The following is a 23,831-nucleotide window of genomic DNA, read 5'->3' as shown; positions in this document are numbered from 1 at the left end:
CGCGTGACGCTGCTGACTGATCCAATTGCCATGCAAGCTATACGCCGGGGCGTATCAGCTGGAAAACTCTGTTAGATGTCTGATGCCATTAGTTCGGCCGAAGGCGGCGGCGCGTCGTCGACGGCGGTCGTACCGGAACTGAACGGGCAACCGGTGACCGGCGTGGCCGTCGGTGACAGGAAATTCGGCAGCAGTTCGGCGGTGTCGTAGTAGCGGTGGAATACCGGGGTCTGCGAACTGGACATCGGCGGAACGATCCAACTCCAGTCCGCCGGACATATCCGGCCGGCCCGTTCCTCGCTGCGCAGGTGCGTGATAAAGCGGGCGGACTCCGTATGGTGGTCGGTGATGGTGACCCCGGCCTTACGGAATGAGTAGAGCACCGACCGGTTGAGTTCGACCAGGGCCCGGTCCCGCCACAGGGTGTGCTCGGCCGAGGTGTCCAACTCCAGCAGTTCGGCGACCGCCGGCAGCATGTCGTACCGGTCGAGGTCGCCGAAGTTGCGGGCACCGATCTCGGTGCCCATGTACCAGCCGTTGAACGGTGCGGCCTGGTAGGTGATGCCGCCGATCCGCAACGCCATGTTGCTGATCGCCGGTACGGCGTGCCAGCGCAGCCCCAGCGCGGCGATCGTGTCCAGTTCCGGATGCTCGATGTCGACTTCCAGTACGGCGTCGGCCGGTAGTTCGGCGAGCATCGGCCGTCCGCCGGCCGGCTCGACGATCAGCGGCAGGATGTCGAACCGGCCGGGTGGACGCGGCGGCTGCCAGCCGAGCGAGCGGGCCAGGTCGGTCAACTCGACGTTGCGCGGGTCGCCGCGGACCGACCCGTCCGGCTCGCGGTGTCCGGCGTAGCGGATGAGCTGGTCGCTGATGATCCGGGGACCCGGCTGGCCGGGCCGGTCCGCCGGGAACACCGTGATGACCGGCCGGATCCGCCCTCCGTTGGTGGCCGCGCGGAGGTGGTCGACACAGGCCAGCACCACGTCGCGCCCGGTGCTGGCGGTGCGGTGGTCGCGCACCTGGAGGCTGCGCCAGTAGAGCCGGCCGATGCAGGCGTCACTGTTGCGCCAGGCGACCCGGGCCCCGAACCGCAGTTCCTCGCCGGTCTGCTCGTACGTTCCGGTTTCGGCGATCTGCCGGCGTACCTCGGCCAGCCGATCCGTCGGCGGTCCGAGGGCCGGCGTCTCGGCGTGGTACTGCCGGATGAAGGCTTCGGCCTCCTCGACGGCCGCCGGCGCGGGCAGGTCGGGCAGCGGGGTCGTCCGGCTCGGCCGGCGAGACGGCGGCGGCGACCAGATTCGGCTCGGGACGGTCATTCTCACTCCTGATCGCTCGCGGAGGTCGGCGTCCCTAGCCCTGCTCGCCCTGCGCGCCGGCGGTGGTGGGTACGGTCGCCACCGGCTGGTCGGTGCCGCGCATCACGAGTTGGGAGTTGTCGACGTCGTCGGGGTCGCCTTCGCAGTCGATGACGACGATCTGGCCCGGCTTCAGCTCGTTGAACAGGATCCGCTCGGACAGGTTGTCCTCGATGTCACGCTGGATCGTGCGACGCAACGGACGAGCACCCAACACCGGGTCGAAGCCCTTCTTCGCCAGATACTTCTTGGCGTCGTCGGTCAACTCCATACTCATGTCCTTGTTCCGCAACTGCGTCTCGATCCGCCCGATCATGATGTCCACGATCGAAAGAATCTCCGTCTGCCGCAACTGGTGGAACACGATCGTGTCATCGATACGGTTCAGGAACTCCGGCCGGAAATGCTGCTTCAGCTCGTCGTTGACCTTCGTCTTCATCCGCTCGTAGTTCGACTCGGAATCCTCCGAAGCCTGGAACCCCAACGACACCGCCTTCGCCACATCCCGCGTACCCAGGTTCGTCGTCAGGATGATCACCGTGTTCTTGAAGTCCACGATCCGACCCTGACCATCGGTCAACCGACCATCCTCCAGGATCTGCAACAACGTGTTGAACACGTCCGGATGAGCCTTCTCGATCTCATCGAACAACACCACCGAGAACGGCCGCCGACGGACCTTCTCCGTCAACTGCCCACCCTCGTCATACCCGACGTAACCGGGAGGCGCACCCACCAACCGCGACACCGTGTACCGGTCGTGGAACTCGCTCATGTCCAACTGGATGAGCGCGTCCTCGCTACCGAACAGGAACTCCGCCAGAGCCTTCGACAACTCCGTCTTACCCACCCCGGACGGGCCGGCGAAGATGAACGAACCAGACGGCCGCTTCGGATCCTTCAACCCGGCGCGGGTACGCCGGATCGCCTTGGAGACCGCCTTGACCGCGTCCTCCTGACCGATGACCCGCTTGTGCAGCTCGGCCTCCATACGCAGCAGCCGGGACGTCTCCTCCTCGGTCAGCTTGTACACCGGAATACCGGTCCAGTTGGCGAGGACCTCGGCGATCTGCTCGTCGTCGACCTCGGACACCACGTCCAGGTCCCCGGCCTTCCACTCCTTCTCCCGCTGCGCCTTCTGACCCAGCAGCTGCTTCTCCTTGTCCCGCAACTGCGCCGCCCGCTCGAAGTCCTGCGCGTCGATCGCGGACTCCTTGTCCCGACGCACCTGAGCGATCCGCTCATCGAAATCACGCAGGTCCGGCGGCGCCGTCATCCGACGGATCCGCATCCGCGCACCCGCCTCATCGATCAGGTCGATCGCCTTGTCCGGCAGGAACCGGTCGGAGATGTAACGGTCGGCGAGGGTCGCGGCGGCGACGAGGGCGGCGTCGGTGATCGTCACCCGGTGGTGCGCCTCGTAACGGTCGCGCAACCCCTTGAGGATCTCGATGGTGTGCGCCAGCGACGGCTCACCCACCTGGATCGGCTGGAACCGCCGCTCCAACGCCGCGTCCTTCTCGACGTACTTGCGGTACTCGTCGAGGGTCGTCGCACCGATGGTCTGCAACTCGCCCCGGGCCAGCATCGGCTTCAGGATGCTCGCCGCGTCGATCGCGCCCTCGGCGGCACCCGCACCGACCAGCGTGTGGATCTCGTCGATGAACAGGATGATGTCACCCCGGGTACGGATCTCCTTGAGCACCTTCTTCAGGCGCTCCTCGAAATCACCCCGGTACCGCGAACCGGCGACCAGGGCACCAAGGTCAAGCGTGTAGAGCTGCTTGTCCTTCAGCGTCTCCGGCACCTCACCCTTGATGATCTTCTGGGCCAGGCCCTCGACCACCGCCGTCTTGCCCACCCCCGGCTCGCCGGTGAGCACCGGGTTGTTCTTCGTACGCCGGCAGAGGACCTGCATGACCCGCTCGATCTCGCGGTCCCGCTCGACGACCGGGTCGAGCTTGCCCTCGCCGGCGGCCTGGGTCAGGTTACGACCGAACTGGTCCAGCACCGGGCTGACCTGCACCCCGGTCTCCTGGGCGTGCGCACCGGGGGTGATCGCCTCCCGGCCCTCCCCGGAGAGCAGCTTGGTCACCTGGTCCCGGACCCGGTTGAAGTCCGCGCCGAGCTTGACCAGCACCTGGGCGGCGACGCCCTCACCCTCACGGATCAGCCCGAGCAGGATGTGCTCCGTGCCGATGTGGTTGTGCCCGAGCTGCAACGCCTCACGCAGCGACAGCTCCAGGACCTTCTTGGCCCGCGGCGTGAACGGGATGTGCCCCGCCGGGGACTGCTGCCCCTGCCCGATGATCTCCTCGATCTGGTGCCGGACAGCCTCCGGGGAGATACCGAGACTCTCCAGGGCCTTGGCCGCCACACCGCCACCCTCGTGGATGAGGCCGAGCAGGATGTGCTCCGTGCCGATGTAGTTGTGGTTGAGCATCCGGGCTTCTTCCTGAGCCAGGACGACAACCCGTCGCGCTCGGTCGGTGAACCGCTCGAACATCTCTGCTCCTCGACACGTATCCGCAGGGGGCCGGTGCGCCGTCAGCCGCGCCGACGCGTCACTTGACGAGTTCCAGGAGGTAGCCCTGGCCCCACACGGTGCGGATGGCCAGGTTCAGTGGGCCGATCCGGCGACGGACCCGCATGATGTGCAGGTCCAACGCGTTGCGGCGGCTCAGCGCGGGGCGTTCCGGAAGGCAGCGCAGCAGCTCGCCCCGGGACACGACCTCGCCGAAGTTGCGGGTCAGGCACTCCAGGATGTCGGCCTCGGTCGGCGAGATCGCGCACGATCGGCCGCCGTAGCGCAGCACCCCGACGGGGTCGATCTGCGGAACGCTGTCCACCCAGGCCTTCGCGCGCAGGGTGGCCATCCGTGCCTCCAGATCCGTACGGCTGACCGGGGCGCGCACCCAGTCCTCCTTGGCGTCGCTGCACAGTGGTGGCCGGCAGCCGCCCTCCACGACCAGCAGCCTGGGTATGCCCAGGGCCTTGTACCGTTCCCGCCGGACTTCCTCCGCCGGCCAGCGAACGAGCTTCACATCCGTATCGTTGTGGATTCCGGTCACGGTTCACCTACCACTTGGCGGACTACCGATGGGAAGAGTCCGGGTCTCTGTCATTGACAAGAAATCGCCCGGCCATCGACAGGTTTACATCCAGGCACCGGGCCTGTCAATCACTTGACAAGCAGTCGAACGCCCTGTCGAGGTTTGGTCAAGTCAGGGTCGGGGTGGTCCGGATCGCTGTGCTCCCAAGGCTTCCCGCGCCAGAGCGCGGACACCTGACAACCGTACGGCGAATCCGTCAACGGGCTGACGGATGCCGTCGTAACCGCCGGTTGACGGAACTTGAATGGGCTGCGACCGGGAGCGATCCGCGACCACGACAGGAGCGACTCCGTGCAGCACTCGACGACACCGGCCGGCGCCGCGCGGGCGGCGACACCGGACCCACCACCCCGACCCGCCCCCGGCGTGCCGCCCCGAACCGGCCCACCGCCGTACGCCGCGAACCGGATGCGCTCCCTGGCCACCCGGGTCGACGAGATCGTCGTACTGGCCCGGCGCAACCTGATCCAGATGCGCCGCCGGCCGGCGCTGCTGATCTTCTCCATCATCGAGCCGGTGCTGCTGGTCCTGATGTTCCGCTTCGTCTTCGGCGGCGCGGTCGACACCGGCGTCGACGGGAGCTACGCGGACTTCATGATGCCCGGCATCCTGGTGCAGACGGCCACCCTCGGCGCGGTCACGATCGGCTCCAGTCTCGCCCGTGACCTGCACGGCGGGACCCTGGACCGGTTCCGCTCCATGCCGATCGCGCGGGCCTCGGTGCTGGCCGGGCACACCCTCGCCGGGCTGGTACGCAGCCTGGTGGTGCTGCTGGCCATGGTGCTCACCGGCCTGCTGGTCGGCTTCCGTCCCAGCGGCGGGCCGCTGGACTGGCTGGGGGCCATCAGCCTGCTGCTCCTCGTCGCCTTCGCGATGGCCTGGGTCACCGCGCTGGTGGCGCTGCTGGCCGGCGGCGTGGAGATGGTGGAGACCCTCGGACTCAGCCTGCTGTTCCCGCTCACGCTGATCAGCAGCGCGTTCGTGCCGGTGGCGAGCATGCCGGGGCCGATCCAGGCGTTCGCCGCCAACCAGCCGCTGACGGCGTTCATCGACGCCATCCGCGCGCTCCTGTTGGACCAGCCGGTCGGCACCAGCGCGGGCCGGGCCGTCGCCTGGACGGTCGCCATCTGCGTGGTGTTCGTGCCGCTGACGGCCGCGGCCTACCACCGCAGTACCCGCCGATGACCTCACTACATGATTCTAAACTTCGATTTCCAACCGCCTCGCCGAGGCATATCCGCACGTCAGCGCGGGGAACTGGCGATCAACGGCCACTCGGGCATCGATGAGACTCTTGACCGAAGAGGCGGTCACTATATTCTTGTGAAGTAGTTGCCGTACTCCTAGCAAGAGGAGCCCAGCATGTCCCAGAACTACTTCCCGCCCGGTGGTACCGACTACCTCCACCTCTGGACCGACGCCGTCATCGAGATCGCCGGCGACACCGAGACGATCGAGGCCGACGGCTGGTTCGTCGTCAACCGCAGCTTCCCGCTGCGCGAGGACCCGAACAAGATCATCGTCCAGATCCTGCAGATGAACCTGCGGGGCCACAGCGAGCACCTCGGTGAGTTCCTGTTCACCATCAACCCGCAGCTCCCGACCATGGGCGAGGAAATGACCTTCGCCCCGGAGGAGTTCGCGACGCGGTTCAAGGGCTACTTCAACGTGTTCTTCGAGCTGCAGCTCCTGGAGCAGGGCAAGACCCTGGTCAACAAGGACCCGATCAACATCTCGGGTCTGTTCGGCGCCCTGCCGCCGATCGGCGCCGTCGGCGAGATGGCCCCCGGCGACCGGGTCGGCATGTACGACAAGGCCAACCCGGACAGCGAGCCGATCATGTACATGCTGGCCACCCGCAAGATCGTCGGCCAGTACGTCAGCGGCGACTTCAACGCCCGCAACGAGGACTTCGTGGCCAGCCAGGAAGTCGCCGCGGAGTGGGCGCGTACCGCCAGCACCCTCACCAGCGCCCCGGCGAAGGCCTGACCTTCCCCGTCGCGTTGACACCTGCCGCCCAGGCGACCTGCGTCGCCTGGGCGGTACGGCCGTGCGGCACCGGCCCGGCCGTCGACCCCCGGGAGGAACCCCAGTGACCGGTCACCAGCTCTGCACGACCCGGCGGTACCCACGATGGACCCGGCGACGGGGTCGGGCCGACCTCGTCGTACGCCCCACCGGCCGGCGGCACGACGGGGGGCGGCACTGATGGCCGACCCGGGATCGGTGGCGAACTTCAACCGGATCGCCGACCGCTACGACCGGCACCCCGGCCAGTTCGGCTGCCGACGGGCCGACGAGGACGTGCTCGACGCCCTCGACGACGTGGCTCCGCGCACCGTGCTCGACATCGGCTGCGGGACCGGCCGCCTGCTGCACCGGGTCGCGGGGCGCTGGCCGGCGGCCGAACTGACCGGCATCGACCCGGCGAGCGAGATGATCCGCGTCGCCCGCGCCAAGCTGCCCGCCGCGACCCTGCTCACCGGCACCGCCGAGCACCTCCCGGTCGGCGACGGCACGATCGACCTGGTGCTGAGCACGACGTCGTTCGGACACTGGTCCGACCAGCCGGCCGGCCTGCGCGAGGTGGCCCGCGCCCTGGCTCCGCACGGCCGGTTCGTGCTCGCCGAGCACACCCCGCCGCCGGTGTGGTCCCGGCGCCTCCTCCGGCTGTTCGGCGACCTGCCGGCACACCACGACCAGCCGACGACCCGGCGACTGGTGGAGGGGGCCGGCCTGCGGGTGGTCCGCGCCGGCCGGGTCCGCGGCGGGCTGCTGCTGGTGGTCGCCGTACCCGCCTGACAAGACCGTCGAGGCCGCTTGACGAGCTTGTCAGGCGGCCTTCTCCTTCGGGATGGCGGTCAGCAGCGCCCGGATCAGCACCGGCTTGGCCTCCGCCTGGAAGTCGACGTTCGCGTCGAACTCGTTGATCATGCCCTCGAGGACCAGCAGCGACAGCAACGGGAAGACGAACTCGGGCGCGGCGAAGAGGCCGCAGCGACGCTGGAGGTCGAACAGGGTGGCCGCGAACGGCGCGAGCTGGAACTCCCCCGCCGGCTTGGCGTGCGCGCCCTCGACCAGTTCGATGATGCCGGCCCGGAAGCGCTCCAGATCGGCCGTACCGGCCTCGTTGCGCGCGCTGCGTTCCACGATGGACGCACACTGCCGCCCGTTGCCGCGCGACATGTTGAAGAAGAACTCGGCGAACAGCTTGCGTACCCGCGGCGTGAGGTGCACGACGAAGCCCGCGTCGAGCAGCACCACCTCGCCGTCCTCGTCCAGGTAGAGGTTGCCGGGGTGCAGGTCGCAGTGGACCACCCCGTCGATGAACAGCATCCGGTAGACGCACTGGAGCACCCGGCGTACGGCGAGTTCGGCGACCTCGGGGGCGAGATCGTCGCGCCGGAAGCGGCGCAGCCCCGGCACGAACTCCATCACCAGGACCCCCTCCCGGCTGGCGTCCGGCACCGGCGCCGGGACCCGCAGGTAGCTCAGGTCGCCCAGGTTGGCCCGCAACAGGTCGAGCGCCTCGGCCTCGGCGCCGAAGTCGAGCTGGCCGAGCACCGCGTCGCGAATCTGCTGCACCATCGTGACGGCCGGCAGCCGGGCGAAGGCCGGAACCCGTTGGATCACCCCGGCACCCGCCCCCATCAGCCCGAAGTCGGCGGTCATCCGCCAGTCCAGCCCGGGCCGGCGCACCTTCACCGCCACGTCCGTGCCGTCGAGCAGCCGGGCCCGGTAGACGCAGGCGATGCTGCCGCTGGCCAGCGGCTCCCAGTCGAACTCCGCGAACGGCCACTCCCCGCCCGCGTACGCCCGCTCCACCGTCTCCCGCACCTGCCGGTCGGACATCGCCGGCACCCGGTCCTGGAGCTTGCTCAACGACTCGCACAGCGCGGGATCGAGCAGGTCCTGCCGGGTGCTGAGCAGCTGGGCGCCCTTGATGTAGCTGGCTCCCATCGCGGTGAGCAGGCCGCGCAGCCGGGTCCACAGCACCTCGCGGACCGCCGTCCTGCCGCGGGGCGCGACCCGCACCACCGCCGGGACCGACGCCACCACGTGACCGGTGACGATGCCGGCGAGCTGCACCGTCCGGAGTCCCAACTGATGCCAGCGCGGCTCGGCCATACGCACCCCCTAGGTACGCGCCATACTGCTTGACCGACAGATTAGGGTCAATAGCGCCCGACCAGCGTGCAACCGTGCCCGCAAAATGTGCACGGACTTGTGGCCACCGCTTGAAAGAAGTGTTGTCCGGCATCGACGGCCAGCACTAGCTTCGGTCGCGTGAAGGTGATTACCATACCGGGCGTCGAGGAATACGCCGCCGCCCACACAACGGCAGATCCGGACCACCTGCTCGACCTCGCCGCCGAGACGCGGGCACGCTGCGAGCGGCCGCACATGATGATCGGCCCGGTCGAGGCGCGCTTCCTGCAGTTCTTTCTGCTCACGCTGCAACCGAAGCGCGTCCTGGAGGTCGGCACGTTCACCGGCTACTCCTCGCTGTCGATGATCGAGGTACTGCCCCCGGACGCCGAGATCACCACCTGCGAGATCAGCCAGGAACACGCTGACATCGCCCGCAAGCACATTGCCGCAGCCGGTTACGGGGATCGCATTTCCGTGCGCGTCGGACCGGCGTTGGAAACTGTTTCCACGCTTACCGGCCCGTTCGACTTCGTGCTTCTCGACGCCGATCAGCGACACTTCCCGGAATACCTCGACCTGGTGCTTCCGCTGCTTTCCGAAGACGGCGTCGTGGTCGCCGACAATGTGCTCTGGAGCGGTGCGGTTCTCGAACCGGAGGACACCGAGCCGGCCACCGAGGGCATCCGCCGGTTCAACGACGCCGTCGTCGCCCGGCCCGACCTCGTCTGCGTCCTGGCCAGTGTGCGCGACGGCATGATGTTCATCCGCCGCAAGAAGGCGACAAGCTGATGGATCCCGCCGGCATCGACCACGTCGAACTGTGCACCGACCAGCCCGACCAGCTGGTGGCGTACTTCCGCGACGGCATGGGCTGCACGGCCCGGCCGGTGGACGACCCGGCCGGCGGAGGCCGGGTCCTGCTCACCCAGGGCGACATCCGGCTGCTGATCACCCCCGGCTCCGCCGACGACACCGCCGCCCGGTACGTCGAACGGCACGGCGACGGGGTCCGCGACATCGCGTTCGGGGTCGCCGACGCCGCCCAGGCGTACGCGACCGCACTGCGCCGCGGCGGGCAGCCGGTCACCGCCCCCGCGGTCCGGACGCTGCCGGACGGCACCCCCGGGCTGGTCGCCGCCGTGGCCGGCCCGGGTGACCTGGTGCACTCCCTGGTCCAGCGGCTCGAACCCGCCCTCCCCGCGGCCCGCGACGGCGCGCTGCTCACCCTCGTCGACCACGTCGCCATGTGCGTGCCGGCCGGCGAACTCGCCTCGACCGTCGAGTTCTACAGCCGGGTCTTCGGGCTCCGGACGATCTTCGAGGAGAAGATCGAGGTCGGCGACCAGGCGATGAACTCGACCGTGGTGCAGAACCAGCGGGCCGACATCACGCTGACCCTGATCGAGCCGGACACCAGCCGCGCCCCCGGTCAGATCGACGCGTTCGTCGCCGACCACGGCGGCCCCGGCGTGCAGCACCTCGCGTTCCTGACCGACGACATCACCGTCGCCGTACCGACGCTGCGGGACCGGGCCGTCACCTTCCTGACCGCGCCGGAGAGCTACTACCCGATGCTCGCCGAGCGGCTGCCCCACCTGGAGAACGTCATCGCGCCGCTGCGCGGGCTGAACGTGCTGCTCGACAACGACCACTGGGGACACCTGCTCCAGATCTTCACCCAGTCGCGGCACCCCCGGGGCACCCTGTTCTACGAGATCATCGAGCGCCGCCAGGCCCGTACCTTCGGCAGCGGCAACATCCGCGCCCTGTACGCCGCAGTCGAGCACGACCGGCTCACCGCCGGGGCACCCGACCGCACATGACCGGCCCGCGGGTCGCCACGGCGGCGGACGTACGCCTCGAACTGCGTGCCGCCGACCTGTGCGCGGCACTGTCCGACCCGGTCATCGAGTCCGCCACGTTCCTCAACGAGATCTCCTCCCGGCACCCGACCGCGATCTCGCTGGCGGCCGGGCGGCCGTACGACGGGTTCTTCGACCCCGGGCAGATCACCGGCCTCGTCGACGAGTACGTCCGCCACCTGCGCGACGAGGGGCTGGACGACGCCGCGGTGACCCGGCACCTGTTCCAGTACGGCCGGACCGCCGGCCACATCCACGAACTGGTGGCCCGCACCGTCGCCAACGACACCGGACTGGTCGTCGACCCGGCGTCCGTCGTCGTGGTGACCGGGGCACAGGAGGGCATGTTCATCACCGCCCGGGCGTTGTGCGCGGGACCGGACGACGTGCTGCTGGTGCCCACCCCGTGCTACATCGGGATGCTCGGCGCGGCCAGCCTGCTCGACATCACCGTGGTGGGCGTACCGGAGGGACCGGGCGGGTTGCGCCCGGCCGACGTGGCGGCGACGGCCGCCCGGGTCCGCGCCGCCGGCCGCACCCCCCGCGCCCTGTACGTGGTGCCGAACTTCGCCAACCCCTCCGGACACACCATGTCCGCACCGGACCGGGCGGCCCTGCTCGCCGTCGCCCGCGAGCAGCGGCTGATCCTCGTCGAGGACGACCCGTACGGCTTCCTGGCCGCACCGGAGGACCGGCTGCCCGCGCTGAAGGCGCTGGACACCACCGGCCATGTCGTGCACATCGGCACCTTCGCCAAGACCTGCTTCCCCGGTGCCCGGGTCGGCTACGTCATCGCCGACCAGACCGTACGCACCGGCGACGGCCGGCGGACCCTGCTGGCCGACCAGCTCGGCCTGATCCGCAGCATGATCACGGTCAACACGTCGGCGATCGCCCAGGCGGTCATCGGCGGGATGCTGGTGCGCTCCGGCTGCCGGCTCGACACCGTCAACCGGGACCGGATCCGGTTCTACCGCGACAACATGCGGCACCTGCTGGACCGGCTGACGGCCGAGTTCCCGCCGGACCGCCGCGCCGATCACGGGGTGTCCTGGCACGCGCCGGCCGGCGGCTTCTTCGTCGTGCTCGACCTGCCGTTCCCGGCCGACGAGGAGCTGTTGGCCCGGTCCGCCGCCGACTACCAGGTGCTGTGGACACCGATGAGCTACTTCTACGCCGGCGGCGGCGGCAGCCACCAGCTCCGGCTGGCGTGCAGCGCGCTGCCACCCGAGCAGATCACCGAAGGCGTACGGCGGCTGGCCCGCCTGGTCCGGGACCGGAACGCGACCGCCGGCCCCGACCACGTCGCAGCGTCAGCGGCCGCGAACCAGACCGCCGCCGCGGCGGCGGCCGATCGAGGAGGTACGCCGTGACGCTACCCGGCACTGACGAGCGGCCGTTCACGGGCGCGGAGTATCTCGAGAGCCTGCGCGACGGCCGGGAGGTGTGGATCTACGGCGAGCGGGTCAAGGACGTCACCAGCCATCCGGCGTTCCGCAACAACGCCCGGATGGTCGCCCGGCTCTACGACGCGCTGCACGGCGAGGCCGAACGCGACGTGCTGACCATGCCGACCGACACCGGGTCCGGCGGGTTCACCCACCGCTTCTTCCGCGCCCCCCGCGACGTCGACGAGCTGCGCCGCTCCCGGGACGCGATCGCCGCCTGGCAGCGGCACTGCTACGGCTGGCTCGGCCGCTCCCCGGACTACAAGGCGTCGTTCCTGGCCACGCTGGGCGCCAACGCCGACTTCTACGCCCCGTACGCCGACAATGCCCGGACCTGGTACCGGCGGGCCCAGCAGCGCGTGCTGCACGTCAACCACGCCCTGGTGCACCCGCCGGTGGACCGGCACCGCCGCCCCGACGAGGTCGCCGACGTGTACGTGCACGTCGAGCGGGAGACCGACGCCGGCCTGATCGTCAGCGGCGCGAAGGTGGTCGCCACCGGGTCGGCGCTGACCCACTACAACTTCATCGCCCACCACGGCCTGCCGATCAAGGAGAGGCCGTTCGCGGTGGTGTTCCTCGCCCCGATGGACACCCCCGGGGTCAAGCTGCTGTGCCGCGCCTCGTACGAGATGACCGCGGCGCGCACCGGCAGCCCGTTCGACTATCCGCTGGCCAGCCGGATGGACGAGAACGACGCGGTGATCGTCTTCGACTCGGCGTTGATCCCGTGGGAGAACGTGCTGGTCTACGGCGACACCGAGAAGGCCAACACGTTCTTCCACAACTCCGGCTTCCTGCCCCGGTTCACCCTGCACGGGGTGACCCGGCTGGCGGTCAAGCTGGACTTCATCTGCGGCCTGCTGATCAAGGCGGTCGAGATCAACGGCACGTCGGACTTCCGTAGCGTGCAGGCCAACATCGGCGAGGTGATGGTCTGGCGGCACCTGATGTGGGCGCTGTCGGACGCGATGATCGAACGCTCCCGGCCGTGGGCGGGCGGCTTCGTCCAGCCCAACGAGGAGTACGCGCTGACCTACCGGGTGCTCGCGCCGATCGCGTACGGCAAGGTCCGCGAACTGGTCCAGCACACCGCCGGCAGCGGGCTGATCTACCTGAACTCCAACGTGGCCGACTTCCACGCCGAGGAGATCCGCCCGTACCTGGACCGCTACCTGCGCGGCTCGCACGGGCACACGGCGGTCGACCGGGTCAAGGTGATGAAGCTGCTGTGGGACTCCGTCGGCAGCGAGTTCGCCGGCCGGCACGAACTCTACGAGCGCAGCCACGCCGGCAACGCCGAGGAGACCCGGGTGCAGACGCTGAAGAAGGGCACCGCGGCCGGGCTGGCCGGCCACATGCTCGACCTGGTCGACAGCTGCCTGTCGGAGTACGACCTCAACGGCTGGACCGCGCCCGACCTGGTGAACCCGACCGGCCCGGTCACCACCGACGACGCCTGAGCCCCCGGGGGAAACCCGTGATCATCAGCTGCCCAGCAGCTCGACACGCCGTACGGGCAACAGTGGAACAACTAACGATCACCACACACCGCCACATCACGAGGGGCGCGGGGGTGACGGCCGGTTGACGCACCATAGGAGCCTCCGCCGGACACACGTGAGCGGGGCGGGACGGTTCGACCGTCCCGCCCGCCGTTTTCGTGTTCAGCCGTCGGTGCCGGTGCGCTGGGCCGGGATCAGGCCACCGACCCCGCCGTCGCGGCCCGCCCGGCGGGCCCGGACCGCCCCGGCGACGAAGCCGACCAGCAGCGGGCTGAGCACCAGCGCGTTGCCGGCGTACCCGAGCCCGGTCAGCAGGCCGAGCTGCCACAGGATCAGCCCGAGCGCCCCGCTGAGCAGCACGGTGGCCAGGGCCGGCGCGATCAGCCGCTGCCAGCGGCTCTCGCCGGTGCCGGACCGGCCCAGAAAGCGGATCACCGCAAGGCTGGTGGCGATCTCCAGGGCGATCACACCGACCAGGGTCGGCGCGTTGGTCCAGGCGATGATCTGGGTGTACGGGTCGAGCGAGGTCAGCCCGAAGCCGGCCAGCAGGCCGATCACCAGCACCGTGTGCACGATCCCGGCGACGCTGGGCGTCTTCGTCCGGCCGCCGGTGCGGGCCAGGGCCGCCGGCAGGATGCCCTCCCGGCCGAGCGAGAACAGGTAGCGGCTGCCGGCGTTGTGGAAGGCGAGCACCGAGGCGAAGAAGCTGGTGACGATCAGGATCTGCATGACCGCCGTCATCGCCTCGCCGACGAACTCGTCGTTCAGGTTGAACATCAGGCTGGACGGGTCGCCGGCAAGCAGCGACTCCAGCCGGCTCGGGCCGGCCGCCATCAGGATGACCCAGGAGATGAACGTGAAGGTCACCGTCAGCACCCCGACCGACCAGTACGTCGCCCGGGGCACGGTACGGCGGGGGTCGCGGGCCTCCTCGCTGTAGATCGCGGTCTGCTCGAAGCCGATGAACATGATGAACGTGATGACGAACAGCACGCCGATCGACGGGGTGACCAGGTTGACCGGGTTGAAGCTGGCGAACGAGAGGCCCTCGTGGCCGCCCTGGGCGAGCACGAAGACCGCCATCACGAACAGGATGCCGATCTCCAGGGTCAGCAGCACCGCCAGCACCCGGGCGCCGATGGTCACCTTCGAGTACGACAGCGCCGCGATGACCAGCCCGGACACCAGCGCGCACGCCTGCCAGGAAACGGTCAGCCCGGCCACGGCGTCGAGCATCAGCGAGGTGAAGACCCCGGCCGCCGCGGCGAAGCCGACCTGGCCCAGCGCGTACGCGACGTACGCCAGCACCGCCGCGCCGCCGCCGGCGATCCGGCCGAAGCCGGCGGTGATGTAGGCGTAGAAGGCGCCGCTGTTGCGCATGTGGCGGCTCATCGCGGTGAAACCGACGGCGAAGACCGCGTAGGTGATGCCGGCGATGAGGTACCCGGACGGTACGACGATCCCGCCGAGGATGAAGGCGAGCCCGATGAACCCGGCCATGCCGGTCAGCGGTGCCGCCGAGGAGACGACGAAGAACACCAGGTGGTGTGCGCCGACGGCGTTGGGGCGCAGCTGGCCGGTACCCGCCGGCGCGGCGGCCGGCTCGGTCACGGCGGCCCCGGACGCCGGCGGTACGGGCGCGGCGGGCGGGGCGGTGGCGGCGGGTGCGGTGGGCAGCGGGTGCCGGGTGAGCACCGGATCGGACTGATCGTTCATCGGGTGGTTCCTTCCGGGTGGGCGTCCTCGAGACGCCGTACGGCCTCGTCCTCGGTGAGGCCGTCGAGCATGGCGAGCACCTGCTCCTGCGCCATCCGGGCCAGGTGTTCGACGGTGAAGTCGGTGAACGCCCCGTCCGGCTGGATGCGTACGCCGAGCACCCGGTTGACCTCGACGAGGATCTGGTTGGCCAGCACGGAGTCGCCACCGAGTTCGAAGAACCGGTCGTGCACGCCGATCGGTTCGATACCCATCGACTTCTGCCAGATCGCCACGATCCGCCGTTCCACCTCGTCGCGCGGGGCGACGTACGGCACGGCCAGTTCCGGCCGGACCGAGGACGGGGTGCCGATCGAGTGCAACGCCTCGGCGTCGGCGGTGGTGATCTCGGACAGGAAGGACCGGCCGGTCGCCGAGGGATAGAACTGCACCAGGTCGCTGAGGTCGAACGGCAGCACGACCGGCTGTGTCCGGCCGGCGGCGATCGCCGCCTCCAACGCGTCCAGGCCGGCGGCCGGAAGGATGGCGCTCGCCCCGACCCGCAGCTCGCGGTCGAGACTGTCCTCGTGGTCGGCGGCCATCCCGGCGTCGGCCCACGGTCCCCAGTCGACGGAGACGGCGGCGCGGCCGGCGGCCCGCAGGTGGTGGGCGAACGAGTCGAGCCAGGCGTTCGCGGCGGTGTAGTTGGCCTGGCCGGGCGAGCCGAGCACACCGGCCGCGGAGGCGAACAGCACGAACCAGTCCAGTGGATCGGCGGCGGTCAGCTCGTGCAGGTGGGTCGCGCCGAGCACCTTGGGGGCCAGCACCGCGCGGACCTGTGCCGGGTCGAGGTCGAGCAGGGCGCCGTTGTCGAGCACCCCGGCGGCGTGCACCACCCCGCGCAGCGGCCGGCCGGTGTCGCGCACCGGGGCCAGCGCGGCGGCCAGGGCGGCCCGGTCGGCGACGTCGGCGCGGACCACCCGTACGTCGCACCGGCCGGTGAGCGTCGCCGGCAGCGGCCTGTCCGCGCCGTGCCGGGACACCAGCACCAGGTGCCGGGCGCCACGGTCGGCGAGCCGGCCGGCCACCTCGAGACCGAGCGCCCCGGTGCCGCCGGTGACCAGGTACACGGCCTCCGGGTCCAGGCGCAGCGGCGCGCCGGCGGGCGGCCGCTCGGCGACGATCCGCCGTACGTGGCGGCCGGTGCCGGCGTAGCCGACCTCGGCGTCCGGGCCGGCGGCGGCGAGTTCGGCCCGCAGCGCGGGCACCGGGTCGCCGGCCGGGTCCAGGTCGACGCAGACCAGCGGCAGCAGCGGGTGTTCGATCGGCAGCGTCTTCGCCAGCCCCCACAGGGTGGCGCCGAGCGGCGCGGTCACCGGCCGGTCGGCGACCGGCTGCGCGCCCACGGTCGCCAGCACCAGCCGGGGCGGGCGGGCCGCGGCACCGAAGGTGACCGCGCGGATCAGGTGCAGGGCGGACTCCACCGGCACGGCCACCGCGTCGAGGTCCGCCGGGCCACCGGCACCGGCCGGGTCCCCGCCGGTCGCCGGGTCGTCGACGGCCAGCAGGTGCAGCACGCCCCGGAGGTCGGGGCCGGCCCGGTCGAGCAGTCGCGCGAAGTCCGCCGGCGCCCGCGGGTCGAGCCAGGTCTCCCCCGCCGCCCGCGCCGGGTCGGCGGCACACACCACCAGCTCGATCCGGTCGGCGTCGGCGGCGAGCTTGCGGGCGAGGTCGAGCCCGGGGCCGGCCTGCGGGGCCAGGACCAGCCAGTGCCCCGGGTCGTCGGCGACCGGCTCGGCCGGCTGCTCGCGCCAGAGCAGGCGGTAGTGGCGCAGCCCGTCCGCCGGGTCGGTGCCGGCCACCGCCGTCCGGTGCAGCCGCAGCGCCCGCAGCAGCGCGACCGGGGCGCCGTCGCCGAGCAGCAGTACGTCGGCGACCAGGTCGGCGGGGCCCGCCTCGGTGACGGTGGCCAGGACGCCGGTGACGGCGTCGGGTTCGCCCCACCAGGTCAGCTCGCCGGCGGCGACCGGCAGCACCGGCGCGTCGCCGCCGACCGACCGGCCGGCGGCGGTGGCCGCGACCGCGTGGCAGGCGGCGTCGAGCAGCCGGGCCCGGCGGGTCGCCGGGTCCGCGGCCGGCACGCTCAGCGCCGCCAGCGTCTCGTTCTCGCCGGCCAGCACGTCGTCGATGCCACGGAACGCCGGACCGTACGACAGGCCGCGGCCGGCGAGCGCCGCGTAGAGGGCGTCGGTCGGCACCGGGTGCGGGCAGCGGGCCCGCACCGTGTCGAGGTCCGGCCGGGCCGGGGCCGGGCCCCGGGGCAGCAGGTCGGCGGTGGCGTGCACCTGCCAGCCGGTCCCGTCGACCGGCCGGGCGTGCACGGTCGCGATCCGCCCGCCGTCGCGTTCCTCGACGGTGCACTGCAGCAGGACACGTCCGTCGACCGGCAGCGGCCGGACGAACGCGAGGTTGGCCGGCACCAGGTCGGGAGCGACCGCCTCGGCGGCCCGGAGCAGGATCTCGGCGTAGCCGGCGGCCGGGAACACGGCGGTGCCGCCGACCCGGTGGTCGGCGAGCGACGGCAGCAGCCGGGGGTCGATCTCGCTCTGCCAGATCCGCCGGCCGCCGGCGTCGGCCAGGTCGACCGGGGCACCGAGCAGCCCGACCGGGGCGGTCCGGTCCGACGACCGGCGCTCGATCCAGTGCCGGACCCGGTCCCACGGGTGGCCGGGGGTGCTGACCACCGGTTGCCGGTCCGGGTACGCGTGCCGCCAGTCGACCTCGACGCCGTACCGGTAGAGGTCGGCGGCGGCCCGCAGGACGCCGAGCCGCTGCTCGGCCTCGCCGTCCACGGTGGACACCGTCGGGGTGGCCGGGGCGGTCCGGCGCAGCGCCGAGCCGAGCACCGGCCGGGGGCCGATCTCCAGCAGCACCGCGCCGCCGGCCACGGCCGGGTCGGCGAGCATCGCGGTGACCGCGTCGGCGAACCGGACCGGGGCGCGGACGCCCCTGGCCCAGTAGCCGTCGGCCAGCTCCACAACACCGGCCCGCCCGCCGAGCACCGTGGAGAAGAACGGGATCCCGGGTTCGCGGACCGGGGTCGGCGGCAGCCCGGCCAGCTCGGCGGCCGCGCCGTCCATCAGGCGGCTGTGGAAGCCGTACGCGACCGGCAGCCGGCGGGTCCAGACGTCCTCGCCGGCCAGTTCGCCCGCGATCGCGTCGAGGTCGGCGGCCGGACCGGACAGCACCGCCGATCCCGGGCTGTTGACCGCGGCCAGGTCGACGCGGTCGCCGTACCGGGCGGTGGCGGTGTCGGGGTCGAGCCCGACGGCCAGCATCGCGCCCGGAGCGCCCCGGCCCATGGCGGCACCCCGGCGGACGGCCAGGGCTATGCCGTCCGGCAGCGACAGCGCGCCGGCGACCACGGCCGCCGAGATCTCCCCGACGCTGTGCCCGACCACGGCGGCCGGACGGACGCCGAAGCACTCCCACACCGCGGCCAGGCCGAGCTGGACGGCGACGATCAGCACCTGGGCGACGGCGGTGTCGTCGAGGTCGGCGGACCGGTCGCCGGCCAGCACCTCCTCGACCGACCAGTCGAGCAGGTCGGCCGCGGCCTCGTCGCAGCGGCGGATCGTGGACCGGAAGAGCGGCTCGGTGGCGAGCAGTTCGCGGCCCATTCCGGCCCACTGGCCGCCCTGGCCGGAGAAGACGAGGCAGACACCGGGTGCGGCCGGCGGCGCGGCTGTCGGCGGGTCACCGGGCCGGGCCAGCCGGTCGGCCGTGGCGCGCAGCGCCGCGACCAGGTCGCCGGGTTCGGCGGCGACCGCCAGCCGGTACGGCCGGTGCTGCGTACGCCGGGTCGCCGTCGTCGCCGCGAGCGCCGCCAGCCGGGCCGGGTCGGGCGCGGCGGCGGCGAGGTCGGCGGTGTCCCGGGCCAGCGCGGCCAGCCCGGCCGGGCTGCGGCCGGTCAGCGGCACCACCAACGGCCCGGCCGGCACCCGCGCCTCCACCGCGGCGGGCGCGGCGGTCAGCACGACGTGCGCGTTGGTGCCGCCGAAGCCGAACCCGCTCACCCCGGCGTACCGGGTCGCGGCCGGCCACGCGGTCGTCTCGGTGACCACCCGCAGCCCCCACTCGTCGAACGGGATCGCCGGGTTGGGACGGCTGTAGTTGAGGCTGGGCGGGATGACGCCGTGGTGCACGGCGAGCACCGTCTTGATCAGGGCGGCGATGCCGGCGGCGGACTCCAGGTGCCCGATGTTCGTCTTCACCGACCCGATCAGCAGCGGCGCCGGGCCGTCGGGGGCCGGGCCGCCGGCCGGCGCGGCGGTGCCGCGGACCTCGGCCAGCGACCGGGCCTCGATCGGGTCGCCGAGCAGGGTGCCGGTGCCGTGGCACTCCAGGTAGCCGGCGGCGGTCGGGCTGGCCCCTGCGTCGGCCCAGGCGGCCCGCAGCACGGCCCGCTGGGCGGCCGGGTTCGGCGCGGTCAGCCCGTTCGAGGCGCCGTCGGAGTTGACCGCGCTGCCACCGATCACCGCGTAGATCCGGTCGCCGGCCGCGACCGCGTCGGCGAGCCGCTTCAGCACGACGATCCCGCAGCCCTCGCCCCGTACGTAGCCGTCAGCCTCGGCGTCGAAGGTCTTGCAGCGCCCGTCCGGGGCGAGCATGCCGGCCTTGCTGAGCCCGATCGACAGCTCCGGGTCGAGGATCACGTTGACGCCGCCGGCCACCGCCCGGTCGCACTCGCCGGCCCGCAGCGCCCGAACCGCCAGGTGGACGGCGACCAGCGACGACGAGCAGGCGGTGTCGACCGCGACGCTCGGCCCGCGCCAGTCGAAGACGTACGAGACCCGGTTCGCCGCCACCGCCAGCGAGTTGCCGGTCGCGGTGTGCCGGCCGATCAGCTCCCGGTCGGCGATCTGCCGGTGGGCGTAGTCGTTGGTGGAGATGCCGACGAAGACGCCGGTGGCCGAGCCGCGTAACCCGGCGGCCGGCTCCGCGGCGTCCTGCACCGCGTCCCAGCACGTCTCCAGCAGCAGCCGCTGCTGCGGGTCCATGCCGTCGGCCTCGGTGTCGGCGATCCGGAAGAACCGGGCGTCGAAGCCGGCGACGTCGTCGAGGAATCCGCCGTACCCGCTGACCATCCGGCCGGGCTCGGCCGGATCGGCCGCGACGAGGTCGGCCGACCAGCGGTCCGGCGGGACCGGCCCGACGGCCGGGCGGCCGGCCACCAGCAGCTCCCAGAACGCCGCCGCGTCGGCGGCGCCGGGCATCCGGCAGGCGAGCCCGACGACCGCGACCGGGCCGCCGTCCGACGCGACGGCCGGTGCCGCCGCCCCCCGATCCGGACGCGGCGGGCGGGTCAGGTGCGCGACGACGGCGTCGACGGTCGGGTTCTCGAAGAGCACCACCGGGTCCACCGTCCCGCCCCACTCCAGGCCGGCCTCCTCGGCGAGGCGGGCCAGCCGCACCGAGTCCAGTCCGTTCGCGGTGAACGTGTCGGTCGGGTCGACGTCGCCGGCCGGGCGGCCGGCGAGGGCCGCGATCCGCCCGACCAGCCAACTCCGGAACTCGTCCGCCCGCTCGGCCGGGATCATTCGGTCTCCTCCTGTTCCGGGTGGACGTCGTGCGCTTCCGGCTGGACGTCGTGGTGGAGTACGGCGACCTCGCCGGCCCGGACCGCGGCGGCGGTCGCGGCCCGGCGCAGCTTTCCGCTGGAGGTCTTGCCGACGCTGCGCGGCACCACCAGATAGATCTCGTCGATCGGCACCTGGTGTTCGGTCAGCACCGCGCCCCGGATCGCGCCGGCCAGCCGGCGCAGGTGCTCGGGGTCGCGGGTGGACACCTCCTGGACGAGGGTGATCCCGTCGCCGAGCCGGCCGGGGCGGGTGACGGCGACACCGGCGCCGCGCCGCAGCCGGGGGTCGACGTTCTGCGCGGTCTCCTCGACGTCCTGCGGATAGACGTTGCGGCCCCGGATCACCAGCAGGTCCTTGACCCGGCCGGTGACGAAGAGCTGCCCGTCGCGCAGAAAGCCCAGGTCGCCGGTACGCAGAAAGCCACCGGTGCGCAGGAAGCCGCCGGCCGGGGTGCCGTCGAGGCGGGCGTCGAACGCCGCCGCCGTCTGGGTGGGCTTGCGCCAGTAGCCGTGGCTCAGGCTCGGCCCGGCGAACCAGATCTCGCCGACCTGCCCGTCGGGCAGCTCGCGTCCGCCGTCCCGGTCGACGATCCGTACGTCGTGTCCGGGCGGCAGCCGGCCCGAGCTGACCAGGTTGCGGCCGGGTTCGTCGTCGGCGCAGCCGACCGCCTTGCCGGCCTGGAGTTCGTCCTCGCGGACCCGCAGGATCCGGGGCTCGTCACCCCGCCGGGCGCCGGTGATCAGCAGCGCCGCCTCGGCCATCCCGTAGCAGCCGACGACGGTGCCCGGGCGCAGCCCGGCCGGGGCGAACGTCTTCTCGAAGGCGGTCAGCACCTCGGCGTTGACCGGCTCGGCGCCGTTGAACGCGACCTCCCAGCTGCCCAGGTCGAGTTCGGCGAGGTCGTCGGCGGCCACCCGCCGGGCGCACAGCTGGTACGCGAAGCTCGGTCCGCCGCTGATCGTCGCGCCGACCCGGGTGATCAGCCGCAGCCACCGCATCGGCCGGTGCAGGAAGTGCAGCGGCGACATGAGATGTCCCGGGATCCCGCGGTAGACCGGGTAGAGCGCGGTCCCGATCAGCCCCATGTCGTGGTACATCGGCAGCCAGGAGACGACCGTGCCGGTCGCCGGCCGGCCGACGAACCAGTGCATCGAGTCGAGGTTCGCCAGCAGGTGCTCCTGGCGCAGCATCACGCCCTTCGGCGCGCCCGTCGAGCCGGACGTGTACTGGAGCAGGGCCAGCGCGTCCGGGGTCACCCGGACGGTCGGGGCCGGCGCGTTCCGCCCGGCCGCCTCGGCGTCCGGCATGGACACCCACGGCGTCCGGACGAGGCCGGCGAACCCGTCGGCCGCGGCGGCGAACCCGGCGCAGGCGGCGCTGGTCAGCACCAGTTCGGCGCGGCAGTCGGCGACGACCCGGTCCAGGTTGGTCAGACCGGCCAGCGGCTTCGCCGGCGACGGCGGATACACCGGCACCGCCGCGACCGCGGCCAACTGGCAGGCGAAGAACGCCACCAGGAAGTCCGGGCCGGGCTCGAAGACCAGCACCACCCGGCCGCCCTGGGCGACCCGCCGGGCCAGGTGGGCGGCGACCGCCCCGGCCCGGTCGGCGAGTTGGCCGTACGTGAGGTCGAGCCGCTCCCGCTCGCCGTCGACGAGGAACGAGTACGCGAGTTCGTCGCCCTGCCGGTCGGCGCGCTCGCGTACCAACGCGGCCAGGGTGTCAGGCATTGCCCGGCCCCCGCCGCCCGGCCCCGGACCCGCCGACGTGCAGCCGCCACAGCGAGGCGGCGTCCAGCGCCCGCTGGGTGCCGACGTGCTCCTTGGTGACGCCCTCGCGCTCCCACAGCCGCGGGTACGACTCGACGACCTCGTCCGGCGCCGCCTCGATCGGGGTGACCCGCGACAGCGCCCGCTCGATGTACGGCTCCAGCTCGGCCTGCTTCTTCGCCTGCCGGATCGCGTGCCGCTCGGCGAACTCCGGCAGCACCGAGGTGCCGAGCAGGTCCAGCGACTCGCAGATGTGCTCGTGCTCGTACCGGCCGCCCTGCTGCAGCAGGATGAGCTGGTCGACGCCGGCCTCCTCCAGCCCCCGGAAGTGTTCCCGCGCCCCGGCCGGGTCGTTGACCGCGCCGAGGCCGGCCATCGGCTCCGGCTCGCTGGCCTTGAACTCCTCCCAGAGGTTGGTCCGGCCGGGTACGTGGGCGCCGAACCGGTAGTAGTGGGCCAGCGCCCACTTGAAGAACTGCTGCCCCTCCAGTCCCCGGGCCCGGGCGACCTCGGCGTCCGGGTGGCACATGACCCCGGCCAGCATCGCCACGTTCGGGTTGACCGTCTGCCCGATCGGCGTGCACTCGCGCTTGAAGGTCTCGTAGTACTCGTTGACCCAGAAGCGCGCCTCGCCGGGATCCATGAAGGAGAACGTGAGCGCGCCGAGGCCGAGCCGGGCGGCCATCTTCAGCGTGTCCCGGTTGGTGCAGGCCACCCACATCGGCGGGTGCGGCCGCTGCACCGGCTTGGGTACGACGTTGCGCGACGGCATCGAGAAGTACTTCCCCCGGTAGCCGGGGTAGGGATCGGCGGCCATCATCCGGGCCGCCTCGCGGGCCCCCTCGGCCCACATCGCCCGCTTCTCGATGTAGTTGACGCGGAAGCCCTCCAGCTCCAGGCGGGAGCTGGACTCGCCGGTCCCCCACTCCACCCGGCCGCCGCTGACCAGGTCGAGCATCGCCACCCGTTCGGCGACCCGGGCCGGGTGGTTGTACGCCGGGGCCATCAGCGCGATGCCGTGCCCGACCCGCATCCGGGTGGTGCGCTGGCTGACCGCGGCGAGGAACACCTCCGGGGCGGTGGAGTGCGAGTACTCCTCCAGGAAGTGGTGTTCCTGCGCCCACGCGTACTCGATGCCCGCCGCCTCGCCCAGCTCGGCCCAGGTGAGGGCGTTGTTGATCAGGTTCTGTTCGCTGTCGGCCGCCCACGGCCGGGGCAGTTGAAGCTCGAAGAACATCCCGAACTGCATCGGTTCCTCCAGGTCACGATCCGGTCGAAGTCACGACG

The 23,831-nt window shown here is 71.9% G+C and carries 15 protein-coding genes; 7 read left to right on the top strand and 8 right to left on the bottom strand.

Annotated elements, in window-relative coordinates; genetic code table 11:
- Positions 1-71 precede the first annotated feature (71 nt).
- The 3 genes from Prubr_RS18030 to Prubr_RS18020 are packed head-to-tail and all read right to left on the bottom strand — an operon-like array spanning position 72 to position 4,402.
- Entirely contained in the window at positions 72-1,319 is a 1,248-nt protein-coding gene (locus Prubr_RS18030) for a nitric oxide synthase oxygenase (RefSeq protein WP_212826931.1), read from the bottom strand.
- Positions 1,320-1,353: 34 nt separating this feature from the next.
- Positions 1,354-3,864, bottom strand: a complete 2,511-nt coding sequence (locus Prubr_RS18025) for an ATP-dependent Clp protease ATP-binding subunit (protein WP_212826929.1) — start codon at positions 3,862-3,864, stop codon at positions 1,354-1,356.
- A gap of 58 nt (positions 3,865-3,922) precedes the next feature.
- Positions 3,923-4,402, bottom strand: coding sequence for a winged helix-turn-helix domain-containing protein (locus tag Prubr_RS18020; protein ID WP_212826927.1), 480 nt, complete (start codon positions 4,400-4,402; stop codon positions 3,923-3,925).
- A 360-nt stretch (positions 4,403-4,762) separates the two neighbouring features.
- On the opposite strand from Prubr_RS18020, the gene Prubr_RS18015 reads away from it, so the two are divergent.
- The 3 genes from Prubr_RS18015 (at position 4,763) to Prubr_RS18005 (ending at position 7,273) form a co-directional block, all read left to right on the top strand.
- On the top strand, positions 4,763-5,656 hold the full coding sequence (locus Prubr_RS18015; protein WP_212826925.1) for an ABC transporter permease: 894 nt from the start codon (positions 4,763-4,765) through the stop codon (positions 5,654-5,656).
- 177 nt (positions 5,657-5,833) lie between these two features.
- Positions 5,834-6,460, top strand: coding sequence for a DUF6073 family protein (locus tag Prubr_RS18010; protein ID WP_212826923.1), 627 nt, complete (start codon positions 5,834-5,836; stop codon positions 6,458-6,460).
- 219 nt (positions 6,461-6,679) lie between these two features.
- Positions 6,680-7,273, top strand: coding sequence for a class I SAM-dependent methyltransferase (locus Prubr_RS18005; protein WP_212826921.1), 594 nt, complete (start codon positions 6,680-6,682; stop codon positions 7,271-7,273).
- A gap of 30 nt (positions 7,274-7,303) precedes the next feature.
- Here Prubr_RS18005 and Prubr_RS18000 read toward each other — a convergent pair whose 3' ends face one another.
- The gene (locus Prubr_RS18000; RefSeq protein ID WP_212826919.1) at positions 7,304-8,599 is read right to left on the bottom strand and encodes an ABC1 kinase family protein; all 1,296 of its coding nucleotides are present in this window, start codon (positions 8,597-8,599) and stop codon (positions 7,304-7,306) included.
- 159 nt (positions 8,600-8,758) lie between these two features.
- Between Prubr_RS18000 and Prubr_RS17995 the strand changes: the two genes are divergently transcribed.
- Genes Prubr_RS17995 through Prubr_RS17980 form a run of 4 tightly spaced genes read left to right on the top strand, consistent with a single transcriptional unit; the run spans position 8,759 to position 13,396 of the window.
- Complete coding sequence (locus tag Prubr_RS17995; protein ID WP_212826917.1) at positions 8,759-9,412, top strand: O-methyltransferase; 654 nt, start codon at positions 8,759-8,761, stop codon at positions 9,410-9,412.
- Positions 9,412-10,446 carry a 4-hydroxyphenylpyruvate dioxygenase gene (gene hppD / locus Prubr_RS17990; RefSeq protein ID WP_212826915.1) on the top strand — a complete coding sequence of 345 codons (1,035 nt, stop codon included), beginning with the start codon at positions 9,412-9,414 and terminating at the stop codon, positions 10,444-10,446. Before Prubr_RS17995 ends, hppD begins: the two co-directional genes overlap by 1 nt.
- Complete coding sequence (locus Prubr_RS17985; RefSeq protein ID WP_212826913.1) at positions 10,443-11,858, top strand: aminotransferase-like domain-containing protein; 1,416 nt, start codon at positions 10,443-10,445, stop codon at positions 11,856-11,858. Before hppD ends, Prubr_RS17985 begins: the two co-directional genes overlap by 4 nt.
- Entirely contained in the window at positions 11,855-13,396 is a 1,542-nt protein-coding gene (locus tag Prubr_RS17980) for a 4-hydroxyphenylacetate 3-hydroxylase N-terminal domain-containing protein (RefSeq protein WP_212826911.1), read from the top strand. Before Prubr_RS17985 ends, Prubr_RS17980 begins: the two co-directional genes overlap by 4 nt.
- Before the next feature lie 204 nt (positions 13,397-13,600).
- Here the strand turns inward: Prubr_RS17980 and Prubr_RS17975 are convergent, their stop codons facing one another.
- The 4 genes from Prubr_RS17975 to Prubr_RS17960 are packed head-to-tail and all read right to left on the bottom strand — an operon-like array spanning position 13,601 to position 23,793.
- A complete protein-coding gene (locus Prubr_RS17975; protein ID WP_212826909.1) occupies positions 13,601-15,154 on the bottom strand; it encodes an APC family permease in 1,554 nt (517 codons plus the stop codon).
- On the bottom strand, positions 15,151-20,733 hold the full coding sequence (locus Prubr_RS17970) for a type I polyketide synthase (RefSeq protein WP_212826907.1): 5,583 nt from the start codon (positions 20,731-20,733) through the stop codon (positions 15,151-15,153). The genes Prubr_RS17975 and Prubr_RS17970 overlap by 4 nt, the downstream gene beginning before the upstream one ends.
- Positions 20,730-22,505, bottom strand: a complete 1,776-nt coding sequence (locus Prubr_RS17965) for a fatty acyl-AMP ligase (protein WP_212826904.1) — start codon at positions 22,503-22,505, stop codon at positions 20,730-20,732. The genes Prubr_RS17970 and Prubr_RS17965 overlap by 4 nt, the downstream gene beginning before the upstream one ends.
- On the bottom strand, positions 22,498-23,793 hold the full coding sequence (locus Prubr_RS17960; RefSeq protein ID WP_212826902.1) for an LLM class flavin-dependent oxidoreductase: 1,296 nt from the start codon (positions 23,791-23,793) through the stop codon (positions 22,498-22,500). The genes Prubr_RS17965 and Prubr_RS17960 overlap by 8 nt, the downstream gene beginning before the upstream one ends.
- Between the last annotated feature and the right edge of the window lie 38 nt (positions 23,794-23,831).

Source organism: Polymorphospora rubra (assembly GCF_018324255.1).
Lineage (GTDB): Bacteria > Actinomycetota > Actinomycetes > Mycobacteriales > Micromonosporaceae > Polymorphospora > Polymorphospora rubra.
This window is presented reverse-complemented; position numbering and strand designations above follow the sequence as displayed.

Excerpts from the sequence above, each read along its gene's own strand:
- Prubr_RS18030 (WP_212826931.1), bottom strand. The coding sequence starts at position 1,319 with ATGACCGTCCCGAGCCGAATCTGGTCGCCGCCGCCGTCTCGCCGGCCG.
- Prubr_RS18025 (WP_212826929.1), bottom strand. The coding sequence starts at position 3,864 with ATGTTCGAGCGGTTCACCGACCGAGCGCGACGGGTTGTCGTCCTGGCT.
- Prubr_RS18010 (WP_212826923.1), top strand. The coding sequence starts at position 5,834 with ATGTCCCAGAACTACTTCCCGCCCGGTGGTACCGACTACCTCCACCTC.
- Prubr_RS18005 (WP_212826921.1), top strand. The coding sequence starts at position 6,680 with ATGGCCGACCCGGGATCGGTGGCGAACTTCAACCGGATCGCCGACCGC.
- Prubr_RS18000 (WP_212826919.1), bottom strand. The coding sequence starts at position 8,599 with ATGGCCGAGCCGCGCTGGCATCAGTTGGGACTCCGGACGGTGCAGCTC.
- hppD (WP_212826915.1), top strand. The coding sequence starts at position 9,412 with ATGGATCCCGCCGGCATCGACCACGTCGAACTGTGCACCGACCAGCCC.
- Prubr_RS17985 (WP_212826913.1), top strand. The coding sequence starts at position 10,443 with ATGACCGGCCCGCGGGTCGCCACGGCGGCGGACGTACGCCTCGAACTG.
- Prubr_RS17975 (WP_212826909.1), bottom strand. The coding sequence starts at position 15,154 with ATGAACGATCAGTCCGATCCGGTGCTCACCCGGCACCCGCTGCCCACC.
- Prubr_RS17970 (WP_212826907.1), bottom strand. The coding sequence starts at position 20,733 with ATGATCCCGGCCGAGCGGGCGGACGAGTTCCGGAGTTGGCTGGTCGGG.
- Prubr_RS17965 (WP_212826904.1), bottom strand. The coding sequence starts at position 22,505 with ATGCCTGACACCCTGGCCGCGTTGGTACGCGAGCGCGCCGACCGGCAG.
- Prubr_RS17960 (WP_212826902.1), bottom strand. The coding sequence starts at position 23,793 with ATGCAGTTCGGGATGTTCTTCGAGCTTCAACTGCCCCGGCCGTGGGCG.